10 protein-coding genes, 1 tRNA gene, 1 other RNA gene and 1 pseudogene are annotated in these 14,058 nt (G+C 54.3%); 9 read left to right on the top strand and 4 right to left on the bottom strand.

Annotated elements, in window-relative coordinates; genetic code table 11:
* Positions 1-163: 163 nt before the first annotated feature.
* The 8 genes from eptB (at position 164) to dppF (ending at position 8,601) form a co-directional block, all read left to right on the top strand.
* Entirely contained in the window at positions 164-1,855 is a 1,692-nt protein-coding gene (gene eptB / locus C2U53_RS08620) for a kdo(2)-lipid A phosphoethanolamine 7''-transferase (protein WP_044253746.1), read from the top strand.
* Positions 1,856-1,946: 91 nt separating this feature from the next.
* Positions 1,947-2,023 (top strand) — tRNA-Pro (locus tag C2U53_RS08615).
* Positions 2,024-2,055: 32 nt separating this feature from the next.
* Positions 2,056-2,189, top strand: a non-coding RNA gene (locus tag C2U53_RS08610) — RtT sRNA.
* Positions 2,190-2,897: 708 nt separating this feature from the next.
* Positions 2,898-4,505, top strand: a complete 1,608-nt coding sequence (gene dppA, locus C2U53_RS08595) for a dipeptide ABC transporter periplasmic-binding protein DppA (RefSeq protein WP_104445801.1) — start codon at positions 2,898-2,900, stop codon at positions 4,503-4,505.
* 160 nt (positions 4,506-4,665) lie between these two features.
* Positions 4,666-5,685 (top strand): dipeptide ABC transporter permease DppB, encoded by a 1,020-nt coding sequence (gene dppB, locus C2U53_RS08585; protein ID WP_042998556.1) that lies wholly within the window; start codon positions 4,666-4,668, stop codon positions 5,683-5,685.
* Between the two features lie 9 nt (positions 5,686-5,694).
* A complete protein-coding gene (gene dppC, locus C2U53_RS08580) occupies positions 5,695-6,597 on the top strand; it encodes a dipeptide ABC transporter permease DppC (RefSeq protein ID WP_042998555.1) in 903 nt (300 codons plus the stop codon).
* Positions 6,598-6,607: 10 nt separating this feature from the next.
* Positions 6,608-7,591, top strand: a complete 984-nt coding sequence (gene dppD, locus C2U53_RS08575; RefSeq protein WP_042998554.1) for a dipeptide ABC transporter ATP-binding protein — start codon at positions 6,608-6,610, stop codon at positions 7,589-7,591.
* Entirely contained in the window at positions 7,588-8,601 is a 1,014-nt protein-coding gene (gene dppF / locus C2U53_RS08570; protein WP_042998553.1) for a dipeptide ABC transporter ATP-binding subunit DppF, read from the top strand. Before dppD ends, dppF begins: the two co-directional genes overlap by 4 nt.
* Positions 8,602-8,666: 65 nt before the next feature.
* Here dppF and C2U53_RS08565 read toward each other — a convergent pair whose 3' ends face one another.
* Complete coding sequence (locus C2U53_RS08565; RefSeq protein ID WP_042998552.1) at positions 8,667-9,965, bottom strand: amino acid permease; 1,299 nt, start codon at positions 9,963-9,965, stop codon at positions 8,667-8,669.
* 510 nt (positions 9,966-10,475) lie between these two features.
* On the opposite strand from C2U53_RS08565, the pseudogene C2U53_RS29885 reads away from it, so the two are divergent.
* Positions 10,476-10,544 (top strand): annotated as a pseudogene (locus C2U53_RS29885) (type I toxin-antitoxin system toxin Ldr family protein); the annotation flags it as partial.
* Between the two features lie 81 nt (positions 10,545-10,625).
* Here the strand turns inward: C2U53_RS29885 and bcsG are convergent.
* Genes bcsG through bcsE form a run of 3 tightly spaced genes read right to left on the bottom strand, consistent with a single transcriptional unit; the run spans position 10,626 to position 14,049 of the window.
* The gene (bcsG, locus tag C2U53_RS08555) at positions 10,626-12,305 is read right to left on the bottom strand and encodes a cellulose biosynthesis protein BcsG (RefSeq protein ID WP_042998551.1); all 1,680 of its coding nucleotides are present in this window, start codon (positions 12,303-12,305) and stop codon (positions 10,626-10,628) included.
* Positions 12,302-12,493, bottom strand: a complete 192-nt coding sequence (gene bcsF / locus C2U53_RS08550) for a cellulose biosynthesis protein BcsF (RefSeq protein ID WP_104445799.1) — start codon at positions 12,491-12,493, stop codon at positions 12,302-12,304. Before bcsF ends, bcsG begins: the two co-directional genes overlap by 4 nt.
* Positions 12,490-14,049 carry a cellulose biosynthesis c-di-GMP-binding protein BcsE gene (gene bcsE / locus C2U53_RS08545; protein ID WP_042998549.1) on the bottom strand — a complete coding sequence of 520 codons (1,560 nt, stop codon included), beginning with the start codon at positions 14,047-14,049 and terminating at the stop codon, positions 12,490-12,492. The genes bcsF and bcsE overlap by 4 nt, the downstream gene beginning before the upstream one ends.
* Positions 14,050-14,058 lie beyond the last annotated feature (9 nt).

Here is a 14,058-nt window from a genome sequence, read left to right as displayed (position 1 = left end):
CTCTTTCGATCACATTCTCTGTTGCCACTTTCTTTGCTGCTTGTGGTCTACTTAGCCGCGCGTGTCGATTTTACTATTTGACTACCTTCGCAATTTCACCTGCCCGGCGGATGTCGCCGTTGCGCAGGCTGTGTTAACCCCTCGATTTCCAGGGCTTGCTTGCATGAGATACATTACGTCGATGTCGCAGCAAAAGCTGAGTTTTTTGCTCGCGATCTATATCGGTCTGTTTATGAATGGCGCGGTTTACCTCCGTCGGTTTGACGGTTACGCGCAAGACTTTACCCTCTGGAATGGAATCTCCGCGGTGGTTGAACTGGCTGGCACTGTGCTGGCAACGTTCTTCTTTTTACGACTCCTGTCACTGATGGGCAGGACGGTGTGGCGTGTTCTGGCTTCGTTGCTGGTGCTGATTTCAGCGGGCGCAAGTTATTACATGACCTTTATGAACGTGATGATCGGTTACGGCATCGTTGCCTCGGTCATGACCACGGATATCGATCTCTCCAAAGAGGTGGTCGGCTGGACGTTTGTCCTCTGGCTGGTGGCGGTGAGTTTTCTCCCGCTGATCTTCATCTGGTTTAACCGCTCGACGGATACCTTCTGGCGTCAGCTCTGCACGCCAAAAGTGCGCTGGCGCAGCGCGCTGATTGTGCTGATGGCGGGGCTGCTAGTCTGGGTGCCAATTCGTCTTCTGGAGATGCATCAGAAGCGTGCCGATCGTATTGCCGGTGTCGATATGCCGAGTTACGGCGGCGTACTGGCGAACTCTTATCTGCCGTCAAACTGGCTGTCTGCACTGGGCCTGTATGCCTGGGCGCAGGTGGATGAATCATCGGATAACAAATCGCTCATCAACCCGGCGAAGAAATTCACCTATACCCCGACACAGAACCTGGATGACACTTACGTGATTTTCATTATTGGTGAAACTACACGCTGGGATCATATGGGAATGTTAGGCTATGAACGCGACACCACGCCGAAGCTTGCCAAAGAGAAGAACGTCGTGATGTATCGTGGTTATTCCTGCGATACCGCGACGAAACTGTCGCTGCGCTGTATGTTCGTTCGTCAGGGTGGGGCCGAAGACAACCCACAGCGTACGCTGAAAGAGCAAAACGTCTTTGCGGTGCTCAAGCAGTTAGGCTTTAGTTCCGATCTCTACGCGATGCAGAGTGAGATGTGGTTTTACAGCAACACGATGGCCGACAACATTGCCTATCGCGAACAAATTGCTGCTGAGCCACGTAACCGGGGTAAAGCCGTGGATGACATGCTGCTGGTCAATGAGGTTGATCGTTCGCTGCAGGAAAACCCGCAGGGTAAGCATCTGATTGTGCTGCACACTAAGGGCTCTCACTACAACTACACTCAGCGTTATCCGCGCGAGTTCGCTCAGTGGAAGCCGGAATGTTACGCTATCGATCGTAAGTGCCCAAAAGACCTGATGATTAATTCATACGATAACTCGATTACCTACGTCGATCATTTTATCGACACGGTGATTGATCAGGTACGCGATAAGAAAGCGATTGTGTTCTACGCTGCCGACCACGGTGAGTCAATCAATGAGCGCGAGCACCTGCACGGTACGCCACGTAAGATGGCACCACCGGAGCAGTTCCGCGTGCCGATGATGGTCTGGATGTCTGATAAATACCTGGAGAACCCGGCCAACGCCCAGGCGTTCGCGCACCTGAAGAAGGAAGCGGAAATGAAGGTGCCGCGCCGTCATGTTGAGCTGTATGACACCATCATGGGTTGTCTCGGTTATACCTCGCCGAATGGCGGAATTAATGAGAACAACAACTGGTGTCATATCCCTGACGGACAGAAAAACGTCGCGCAGTAAGCGGGCTGACGACTTTCTCGCCGATCAAAGGGCATTTTGATACTAAGGGATTGACGGGGGCGCACCTGCGCAGTAAGATGCGCCCCGCATTCGGTGATTGGCGCAGCCTGGTAGCGCACTTCGTTCGGGACGAAGGGGTCGGAGGTTCGAATCCTCTATCACCGACCAAATTTAAAACCCTGCTCAACGAGCAGGGTTTTTTGCATTCGAAGCCTGGGAGGATGAGAACCTCCGGGGGCAAGAGGTTCGACTCGAGCGGAGCGAGAGAACGTTGCGACAGCAACGGCCCGCAGGGCGAGCCACGACGTGGCGAGTTATCCTCTATCACCGACCAAATTCAAAACCCTGCTCAACGAGCAGGGTTTTTTGCTTTTGTAGGCCTGATAAGCGAAGCGCCATCAGGCATTCGGTGCGCACTGCCGGATGGCGGCATTCGCCTTATCCCGCCTACGAAATCGCATCATCAGGTAAATATCCATTCTTGCGGAACATCAACAAAAAAGTGCGCATCACTTCTCACTATTTGTTAACGGTTTTGTGACATATTCCATTGTCTTTTTTTATCTATGCATGAATCTTTTTTTGCGTTACTTATGGCTGGCGCTAGCATTTTCCGCTGTGCGTTTTAACGTTCGTGGGATTTATCGCTCAGATATGCAGCATTTCGTCAGAAATTTTTCATATTCTGCACGATTGTTAATCACCAAATGTTGCGAAATATTAAGGTGTTTATTCTGGTGTTCTGGGCGTAGCATAAATTTCTCTGCTGAAAATACCCGCCTGAAGTTTTTTTAATCTTTGTTTGCGAATTCTCACCGTTGTTGTAAATCATGGATACCTGTATTGACGTTTTCACATTCTGTTGACAGATTGTAGGGCATGAGGGGCATTTCATGGAGAATCCGCGCTGCTACTCAGTCGTTTATGTGAACGGAATCCCCACCTCTTAACGCCGACCCAGCCGGTTAAAAAACAAAAAAGGCCAGGCGGTGCAAACCCACTGCAAAGGGTAAAACAACAACATCACATTTGGAGCAGAAGAATGAGTATTTCCTTGAAGAAGTCAGGGATGCTGAAGCTTGGTCTGAGCCTTGTGACTATGACTGTCGCAGCAAGTGTACAAGCTAAAACTCTGGTTTATTGTTCAGAAGGTTCACCTGAAGGGTTCAACCCGCAGCTGTTTACCTCTGGCACAACCTATGACGCCAGCTCAGTACCTATCTATAACCGTCTGGTTGAATTCAAAACCGGCACCACGGAAGTTATTCCGGGCCTCGCTGAGAAGTGGGAAATCAGTGAAGACGGTAAAACCTACACCTTCCACCTGCGTCAGGGCGTGAAGTGGCAGGACAATAAAGAGTTCAAACCGACGCGTGATTTCAACGCCGATGACGTGGTGTTCTCTTTCGATCGTCAGAAAAACGCACAGAACCCGTACCACAAAGTCTCTGGCGGCAGCTATGAATACTTTGAAGGCATGGGCCTGCAAGACCTGATCAGTGAAGTGAAGAAAGTGGACGATAACACCGTTCAGTTCGTGCTGACGCGTCCTGAAGCGCCGTTCCTCGCTGACCTGGCGATGGACTTTGCCTCTATTCTTTCTAAAGAATATGCCGACAATATGATGAAAGCTGGCTCGCCGGAAAAAGTAGACCTGAACCCAATCGGTACCGGTCCGTTCCAGCTGCAGCAGTACCAGAAAGACTCCCGTATTCTCTACAAAGCGTTCGAAGGTTACTGGGGCACTAAGCCGCAGATCGATCGTCTGGTCTTCTCCATCACGCCTGACGCGTCCGTGCGTTACGCCAAACTGCAGAAGAACGAATGCCAGGTGATGCCATACCCGAACCCGGCTGACATCGCCCGCATGAAGCAGGATAAAAACATCAACCTGCTGGAGCAGGCGGGTCTGAACGTCGGCTATCTCTCTTTCAATACCGAGAAGAAACCGTTTGATGACGTCAAAGTGCGTCAGGCGCTGACCTACGCAGTGAACAAAGACGCGATCATCAAAGCCGTTTATCAGGGTGCTGGCGTTGCGGCGAAGAACCTGATCCCGCCAACCATGTGGGGCTATAACGACGACGTTAAAGACTACACCTACGATCCAGAGAAAGCGAAAGCCCTGCTGAAAGAAGCCGGTCAGGATAAAGGCTTTACCGTTGAACTGTGGGCAATGCCAGTACAGCGTCCGTACAACCCGAACGCTCGCCGTATGGCTGAGATGGTTCAGGCCGACTGGGCGAAGATTGGTGTTCAGGCCAAGATTGTGACCTACGAGTGGGGCGAGTATCTGAAACGCGCCAAAGCGGGTGAGCATCAGGCGGTAATGATGGGCTGGACCGGCGACAATGGGGATCCGGATAACTTCTTCGCGACCCTGTTCAGCTGCGCGGCGGCGAAAGACGGTTCCAACTACTCTCGCTGGTGCTACAAGCCGTTTGAAGATCTGATTCAACCGGCGCGTGCGACCGACGACCACAACAAGCGTATTGAACTCTACAAACAGGCTCAGGTCGTGATGCACGATCAGGCTCCGGCGCTGATCGTGGCTCACTCCACCGTGTACGAGCCAGTGCGTAAAGAAGTCAAAGGCTACGTGGTTGATCCATTAGGTAAACACCACTTCGAAAACGTCTCTATCGAATAATAAAAGCAACGCCAGGTAAGCGCTACACACCGTTAAGTCGGTACGTGTAGCGCCACCCGGCAGTAATGCTTTATCCCCTTCTCATTGAGGAGGGGATAAGATTTGTGAGCAATACAGACTCACGGTTCCAGGCCGTGCGTCATTAGAGAGAATCCGGGTTATGTTGCAGTTCATTCTCCGACGTTTGGGACTCGTCATCCCCACGTTTATCGGTATCACTCTTCTCACCTTTGCTTTTGTCCATATGATCCCCGGCGATCCGGTAATGATCATGGCAGGTGAGCGTGGTATCTCCCCTGAGCGTCATGCTCAACTGCTGGCTGAACTCGGTCTCGATAAGCCGATGTGGCAGCAGTACCTCCATTACATCTGGGGGGTTATGCATGGTGATTTAGGCATCTCGCTGAAAAGCCGTTTACCGGTGTGGGACGAGTTCGTGCCTCGCTTTAAAGCGACGCTGGAACTGGGTGTCTGCGCCATGATTTTCGCTACCGCCGTGGGGATTCCCGTGGGCGTGCTGGCCGCCGTTAAGCGCGGTTCCATTTTCGATCATACTGCTGTTGGCCTGGCGCTGACCGGTTATTCCATGCCGATCTTCTGGTGGGGCATGATGCTGATCATGCTGGTCTCCGTGCAGCTCAACCTGACCCCCGTCTCCGGGCGCGTGAGCGACATGGTGTTCCTTGATGACTCGAACCCGTTGACCGGTTTTATGCTGATCGACACCGCAATCTGGGGTGAAGAGGGCAATTTTATTGATGCTGTGGTGCATATGATCCTGCCCGCGATGGTGCTTGGCACCATCCCTCTGGCAGTGATTGTGCGAATGACTCGTTCATCGATGCTGGAAGTGCTGGGCGAAGATTACATCCGTACCGCGCGTGCCAAAGGGTTGACGCGTATGCGCGTCATCATCATTCACGCGTTGCGTAACGCCATGCTGCCGGTGGTGACCGTGATTGGTCTACAGGTGGGAACGCTGCTGGCGGGCGCCATTCTGACCGAAACCATTTTCTCGTGGCCTGGCCTTGGGCGCTGGCTGATTGATGCGCTGCAACGTCGCGATTATCCGGTTGTGCAGGGTGGGGTGTTACTGGTGGCGACGATGATTATTCTCGTCAACCTGCTGGTCGACCTGCTGTACGGCGTGGTGAACCCGCGTATTCGTCATAAGAAGTAAGGGGCCATCATGTCACAGGTTACTGAAAATAAAGTTATTGCTGCGCCGGTGCCGATGACGCCGATGCAGGAGTTCTGGCACTATTTTAAACGCAACAAGGGCGCTGTGGTGGGGCTGGTGTACGTCGCGATCATGATCCTGATTGCGGTATTCGCCAACTTCCTGGCGCCGTATAACCCGGCTGACCAGTTCCGCGATACCCTGCTGGCACCGCCGGCCTGGCAGGAAGGCGGCACGCTGGCGCATCTGCTGGGAACTGACGACGTGGGCCGCGATATCCTGTCGCGCCTGATGTATGGCGCGCGTCTGTCGCTGCTGGTGGGCTGCCTGGTGGTGGTACTGTCGCTGGTGATGGGCGTCGTGCTGGGCCTTGTGGCCGGGTACTTCGGCGGCATCGTTGATAACATCATTATGCGTATCGTCGATATCATGTTGGCGCTGCCGAGCCTGCTGCTCGCGCTGGTGCTGGTGGCGGTCTTCGGTCCCTCGATTGGTAACGCCGCGCTGGCACTGACGTTCGTGGCGCTGCCTCACTATGTGCGACTGACGCGCGCCGCTGTGCTGGTGGAGGTCAACCGCGACTACGTGACCGCTTCCCGCGTGGCGGGGGCCGGCGCGATGCGCCAGATGTTCATCAACATCTTCCCGAACTGCCTTGCGCCGCTGATCGTTCAGGCGTCGCTCGGTTTCTCTAACGCCATTCTCGATATGGCCGCGCTTGGCTTCCTGGGCATGGGTGCGCAACCGCCAACACCGGAGTGGGGCACCATGCTCGCTGATGTGTTGCAGTTCGCACAAAGCGCCTGGTGGGTCGTGACCTTCCCGGGTCTGGCGATCCTGCTGACGGTGCTGGCATTTAACCTGATGGGTGACGGTCTGCGTGACGCGCTCGATCCCAAACTGAAGCAGTAAGAGGTTCGAGATGGCGTTATTAAATGTAGATAAATTATCGGTGCATTTCGGCGATGTTGGTTCCGAATTTCGCGCCGTAGACCGCATCAGCTACAGTGTGAATCAGGGCGAAGTGGTTGGTATTGTCGGTGAGTCAGGCTCAGGAAAATCGGTCAGTTCGCTGGCGATTATGGGGCTGATTGATTATCCAGGCCGCGTGATGGCGGAAAATCTGCTGTTCAACGGCCAGGACCTGAAGCGTATTTCTGAGAAAGAGCGCCGTAATCTGGTTGGCGCCGAAGTGGCGATGATTTTCCAGGACCCGATGACCAGCCTGAATCCGTGCTACACCGTCGGTTTCCAGATTATGGAAGCGATCAAGGTGCATCAGGGCGGTAACAAGCAAACCCGTCGTCAGCGGGCGATTGACCTGCTGAACCAGGTGGGGATCCCCGATCCGGCCTCGCGTCTGGACGTGTATCCGCACCAGCTTTCTGGTGGGATGAGCCAGCGCGTGATGATCGCGATGGCAATTGCCTGTCGACCGAAGCTGTTGATTGCCGATGAACCGACGACGGCGCTGGACGTGACCATCCAGGCGCAAATCATCGAGCTGCTGCTGGAACTGCAGCAGAAAGAGAACATGGCGTTGGTGCTCATCACTCATGACCTGGCGCTGGTGGCGGAAGCCGCGCACAAAATCATTGTCATGTACGCCGGCCAGGTGGTGGAAACGGGGGCGGCGCACGATATTTTCCGCGCGCCGCGTCATCCTTACACCCAGGCGTTGCTGCGCGCGTTGCCGGAGTTTGCTCAGGATAAAGCGCGACTGGCCTCACTGCCTGGCGTGGTGCCGGGGAAATATGACCGCCCGTTGGGCTGTCTGCTGAACCCGCGTTGCCCCTATGCAACGGACAAATGCCGCAGTGAAGAACCTGAACTGGCCCTGCTGGATGGCGGTCGTCAGTCGAAATGTCATTACCCACTCGATGATGCCGGGAGGCCCACACTATGAGTACGCATGAGGCCACCTCGCAACAACCGCTGTTGCAGGCGATCGACCTGAAAAAACACTACCCGGTGAAGAAGGGAATTTTCTCCCCTGAACGTCTGGTGAAAGCGCTCGATGGGGTCTCTTTTACCCTTGAACGCGGCAAAACGCTGGCGGTAGTGGGCGAATCCGGCTGCGGGAAATCCACGCTTGGCCGTCTGCTGACGATGATTGAAACGCCGACCGGCGGTGAACTGTATTACCAGGGACAGGATCTGCTTAAGCACGATCCGCATGCGCAGAAACTGCGTCGGCAGAAAATCCAGATTGTGTTCCAGAACCCGTATGGTTCACTGAATCCGCGTAAGAAAGTGGGTCAGATTCTGGAAGAGCCGCTGCTGATCAACACTTCGCTGAGCAAAGAGCAGCGCCGTGAAAAAGCGCTGGCGATGATGGCGAAAGTGGGGCTGAAAACCGAGCATTACGATCGCTATCCGCACATGTTCTCCGGCGGTCAGCGCCAGCGTATCGCCATTGCCCGTGGGCTGATGCTCGATCCGGATGTGGTGATTGCCGATGAACCGGTCTCTGCGCTCGATGTTTCTGTCCGTGCGCAGGTGCTGAACCTGATGATGGATTTGCAGCAGGAACTGGGGCTGTCCTACGTCTTTATCTCCCACGACCTGTCGGTCGTCGAACACATTGCGGATGAAGTGATGGTAATGTACTTAGGCCGTTGTGTGGAGAAGGGGACGAAGGATCAGATCTTCAATAATCCGCGTCACCCGTATACCCAGGCACTGCTCTCCGCCACGCCGCGTCTGAATCCAGACGAACGCCGCGAGCGCATCAAACTGACCGGCGAGCTGCCCAGCCCGCTGAATCCGCCGCCGGGTTGCGCCTTCAACGCCCGCTGCCGTCGTCGCTTCGGCCCCTGCACCCAGTTGCAGCCGCAGTTGAAAGACTACGACGGTCAACTGGTCGCCTGTTTTGCGGTTGACCAGGATGAGAACCCGCAGAAGACAGCGATCTGACAAAAGTGCCTGATGGCGGCTTCGCCTTACCTGGCCTACGGTGATTTGTAGGCCAGGTAAGGCATTTACTCGATCAGCTTCAGTAGCGGCGACAAACAGAGCAAAACGCCGTACAGCAAAATCAGCCAGCTTTTCAGGCCGCGCAGTTTTTCCAACTGGCTGACTTTATAAATCAGGAAGAACGGAATCAGGCAGGAGACGATCCCGTACAGCGGGCTGCCGAGCTGGAAGAACACCAGCACGGAGACGCGGAACGAAACCCAAATCACCAGCGTGGTGACAATAAACGCGCAAATGCCCAGCGTAATGATGCGCGGAGGAATATTTCCGACGTTAACGATGCGCCCCAGTACATTCAAAATGATGCCCTTCATCGCCTCGTGGAACCCCAGGTAGATCCCAAAGAACGCCGTCAGCACCGCAAAGATATTCAGCACCGTCGAGGTGATGTGGATAATCGGGCCTGGAATAACCTGTGCGGCTAACGCCAGCGCCGAAATGTTTTGCTCAAAGGCGGAGACCGCCTCCTCGTGGGTGATGGAGAAGGTAAACGAGAAGGAGAAAAACAGGATCACCGCAATGAGTGTGATATAGCTGATACGGTGCGTGCGAATCGCCATGCGGGTTGCCAGGAGTCTATCCCCTTCACGTTTGCGATAGGCAATATTCATCGGATTAAGAACCTGAATGAAGACTGCCGAAAAGAAGCAGAACGGAATGGTGAGCAACACGTCGCGAAAGAACACCGAAGCTTGCGGGAAAGCGGTGATATTGCTCAGGTTCCAGTGTGGGATCATCGCCAGTCCAAACACCACGATGATACCGACTTTCACCACCACCATTGGGCCGGAGATTTTAAAAAGCAACTTCTCGCCGCCGGAGGCGATCGCCACCAGCGCCGCAAAAATTGCCACCTTGTAGATCAATGACTGCGAAAGGTCGGCGTCAGTCAGACCGAAGGTGCGAATGTACGACGCGCTGTCGAACACCACGGAAAGCGAGTAAATAAATATGCCGTGGATAATCATCAGGAAGTAGATCACGCCAAGAAAGACGCCCCAGTTTTTCCCCAGGTAATGGCTGATGACATCGGTATAGTCGTTACAGGTTTCGCTCTCGGAGAGCGTTTTCAGGTAGATATCCTGCACGATCCAGGTGGCCGGATAGGCAATCAAAGAGGCAGTAATAAAGACCCAGATGCCTTTTAACCCAATCTGCACCGGCATTAATACCGTTCCTGCGCCAATCGCCATGCCGATGCACAGCAACACCCAGCCAAAATCGTAGCGGGTAAATGGTAAACTCTGCGACGCCGGTTTGCCGGATACGCGGTGATCGGAAAGTGGTGATGTGTCGTGCTGCATGGAGTCCCCTGCCAAAAAGTGCCGTCACGGCTTGATGACCGCGAGGGGACGCAATTCTACAGAAGAGTGTAGGTCTCTGCCAGTTGGCTGATTGCGAGGCGTCGCGCAAAGCGAAAGCATGTTGGATGTCGGGCCTGGCGGGTTATCGTAGAATCGGCGGTAAGCCGGGGTTTCCCGGTGAGGCGCAGCGTTGCGGGGGCTTGATCCCTGGCGGCGTGAGTTGCTGGAAAGAGAAAACCCCCGCACGTTGTCTGGCATAAACCTGGCAACTAAACGGGGGCTTACCTTGAACCTCAACGACTCAAGGATAGCCGCGAACGGTTGCCATTGCAACACAGGCGGCGATATGGCGTTGACTCAGCCAGGCATGGCTTTCTGGCATGATTTATACCCGTCATACTTCAAGTTGCAGGTGCGTTAGCTGCGCTCGCTCACCCCAGTCACTTACCAGAGAAAGCTCCTGGGGATTCACTCCCTTGCCGCCTTCCTGCAACTCGAATTATTTAGGGTATAGCGGCTCCAGCCATTGCCGGTATCATTGCAGGTATGGTTGTGAACTGGCTACGTAGCAGGAAGTAATGCGCTGATGGGCGTCTGCCTGCCGCAGTGGCAACATGCGCTCGAACCAGGCCGCAAGGGCGATCCTTGCGGCCTTTTTCGTTATTGCGGATATGGCACCCAGTCGCCGCCATTCAGACGGACGTACGGTTTGTCCTGATACTGGATAACCACCGCGTTGGCGTTTTCCGAGACCACAGCCGTTTGTGGCAGGTTGCTGGTGAGTTTTGCCCAGTCCACGCTGTCTTCGGAGAAGATCTTACCGTCAAGCACGCGTACCACCAGATCAGAAATGGCCAGATAGCTACTTGGCTGATTAATGACGATCGGCGCACCCTGATGCGGCGCTTTCATGCCGAAGAATTTCACGCCAGCCGGGACGTTGGTGATCGAGGGGCTCGGAATATCACGCAGGCCAGAGACCTGCATTCTGTCGCCTTTCAGCGCGCCGCCGTGTTCCGGTACGACAACCACCATGACCTTACGACCCGATTTCTCCAGCTCGGTGAAGAACGCATCCAGTTCATCAAAGAATTTCTGTGCGCGCGCTTTGTAATCCGCCGTTTTACTGACGCCGGGATAGTGGTTACCGTCGTGGAGCGGCAGGGTGTTGTAGAAAGTGGCGCTACGGGAGTCCTTATCTTTTTCCGTGGTTTCCATCCAGCGCTGTAGCACGGCGGTGTCGTCATACACCGGGGAACCATCAAAGCCCAGCAGCGGCGCAGGTAAGCCTTTCTGATCCATCAGTTCAGCCTGCATGCCGCCATTTTCACGAACCTCTTTCAGGAAGCCGCCGAATTCGCCGTTATGGCCCATCATCAGATGCTGCGTAAAGCCCAGTTTTGACAGGTTATCAAACAGATAGCATTCATTACCTGCCGGTTGATACAGGTTCGTGTGCGAGGGCTGTCCGCAGCTGGCGCGTAGCAGACGAATCGCCGCCGGGCCGCTGTACGACGTGGCGGAATTGAAGTGTTTAAACTGGATATCAAAGTGCGACCACAGCGGGTGCGACATCAGCCCTGCGGCTTCAATATCGGACCAGGAGAGTGAGCAGATATTGATGACTAACAGTTCAAACGGCTGCGCATCGGCAGGGAGCGCTGATGGGAAAGGCGTTTTTCGCTTCGCTTCCGCATTGTAGAACGTATTCAACCATGCGTTGAGATTCGCCGAGGTCGGCGGTGCGGTTTGTGCCGGGATATCACCAACGACCGGTGCTCCTCCAGCGGTCGCGACCGTTTCAGCTGCCGTACCGCCCGTGGTGGTCACCGTGGTCGTCGGTTGACCCGCCGGCCACAAAGAAAAACTCGGACCCGCCAGCGTCAGGACGTTCAGCCAGATCAGAATCGCCACCACGAAGGCGGTAACCCGAATCCATTGTGACAAAAACAGCCACGCGACCAGCAGGACAAACATGGCGCCAATCATCTGCCAGTTGATAAAGCGCGTGGCAAGATCGAGTAAATAGTCCGTGCTAAAGCCTGCCACCTGCGAGCCCTGGCTCATAATACTTTCCGGGCCTGGCAGCCAGGTGTCGTGCCAGAACAGAGCAAAACCGATCGGAATGGCGACCCAGTGACGCATGCGATGCAGGCTGTAACGCGGAATCGGCATCAGCAGGAAGGCCATAAAGACCAGATTCAGCAGCGGGTGAAAATTCAGATAGCCCGCCCAGAGCAGGCCGAACTTGACCAGAAAATAGAAGTTCCAGCCAGAAAGACCGCGCCAGTATTGCCAGAGTGGTGAAGGCAGTGATGCGTTTTGTGTTTGTTGAGTCATTTTTTCGTTGCCCTGGAAATCACCGCGCGGCGCAATGTTCCGGCCGGTTTAACATAACGAGGTTTTGCAAATAACAGCCGGGTCGTATTGCTGATCCGGCGTAGTGAATGGCGCGCCAGATACCACAGCGGGAAGAAAATCAGTGCACAAACAACGATGATTTGCAGGATATCGCTGATAGTCATCATGATGAGTGCTCCGTTTCATCGTCCAGTAAGCGTAGCGGTTGCGGAATACGCCGCCACGTCTTGCCGTCATGCTCGGCATTGATGACGGGTTTCACGTTCTGGGTCAGCGGCAGCGGTTGTCCCCACTGTTCTGGCGCCAGTAAGCGCATCTGCACCAGCTCAGCGCTGATGAGATTATCTTCAAACCAGACCATGCGGTTAGAAAAGAGATCGCCGGTCGGGAGTGGGAAGATATGATTGAGCGCGGTATCGAGATCGTTGACGCGGCAAAACGACAAGAACAGCACCAGGCGGTTGCCGCCAATAGTGACGATATCGCCGGTACGGTGCGGGCGACACATCGTTAAGGCTTGTTCAACGCGGATACCCGGAACGGGCCGCAGCGCCACCATCACCCCTTTCCCGTCGGCAGGCAGCAGGGTGTTGCTCATCATGTTATTTACCGCTTCACAGAACACGTCCCATTTCTGGAAACCGCGCAGTTTCATCGGCTGGGTCATCGACAACAGCGTCGTGATATCTTCCGGCACGTAGCGACTAAATTGCTGACCCTGAACGCTTTCAATCAGCGTCAGACAGCGCGAGAGTGGCGCGTTCCACGGAATCACCATATTGGCACCGCAGCCTAATAGCAGGCGTTCGTCGGTGGCGCGCAGGCTGGCGATGTTTTCCCGCACAAGGATTTTCAGCGCGCTTCCGCGTTGGCGACGCAGAGTATGGATGCTCCGTGCCAGGGGCTCAATCTGGCTGTTTTGCTGAAGCGAAAAGATCAACGTTGCCGCCTGTGCGGTACGCGCCTCATTGAATAAAGCTTCATTATTATCGAATAATTTCCAGTGCTCGGAGAGTGGCGGCGCCCCTTCCAGCACGGCGACATTACTCAGGATCTGCTTTTCATCGCTACGGGGCTGGATTTCAGCCTCTTCTTTTTGCACCAGTTCCCACTGCCCTTCATGATGGCGGACGGTGAGTTGCTGACGAGCGCTAACCCCTTTTTCATTACACCAGAAGGCAATATCAAACAAATGCTGATCGCCCTGATAGCGCATACTGGCGAGGCCATAAAGCGAGCGATATTCCCCCATTAAAAGAGAGAATTGTTTATCGTTATTATTGCCGGGGTTAAGCACCACTACAGAACAGTGATGGAGACGCGTCCATTTATTCATTTTATCCAGCCACAGACGCAAACGTTCAGCTGGTATATTTTGCCAGCCGTTATTTGCGCAAATAAGAATGAATAAGTAATGCGTCGGGTCCACGGAACACAGCAAATCGCGGGTCATAAATTGTAGACCCTTTTCCGAATTTGGCATGGAAAATAACTGAATTTTTTCCGGACCGTGAGATTCATCTAATTTGAATATCTTCCCGGGATCGCTGCCCATGGAAATGCCCGCGACTTTTGCCGTCCCGGTCTGAAAGGCAATCGTTTGATTCGCCAGGCTGATAGCGTCTTCAACGCGATCGGTGTTAACCCACCAGACTCCGCCGGCTGGCATATGGCGTAGTTCATCCCATAATGATGAGATGCCAATTGAAAATACAGGGTCCACAGCGTTCCT

This window comes from Citrobacter sp. CFNIH10, from assembly GCF_002934585.1.
GTDB classification, from domain to species: domain Bacteria; phylum Pseudomonadota; class Gammaproteobacteria; order Enterobacterales; family Enterobacteriaceae; genus Citrobacter_A; species Citrobacter_A amalonaticus.
Note: the sequence above shows the minus strand (reverse complement) of the source record. Positions and strands in the feature narration are given on the sequence as shown.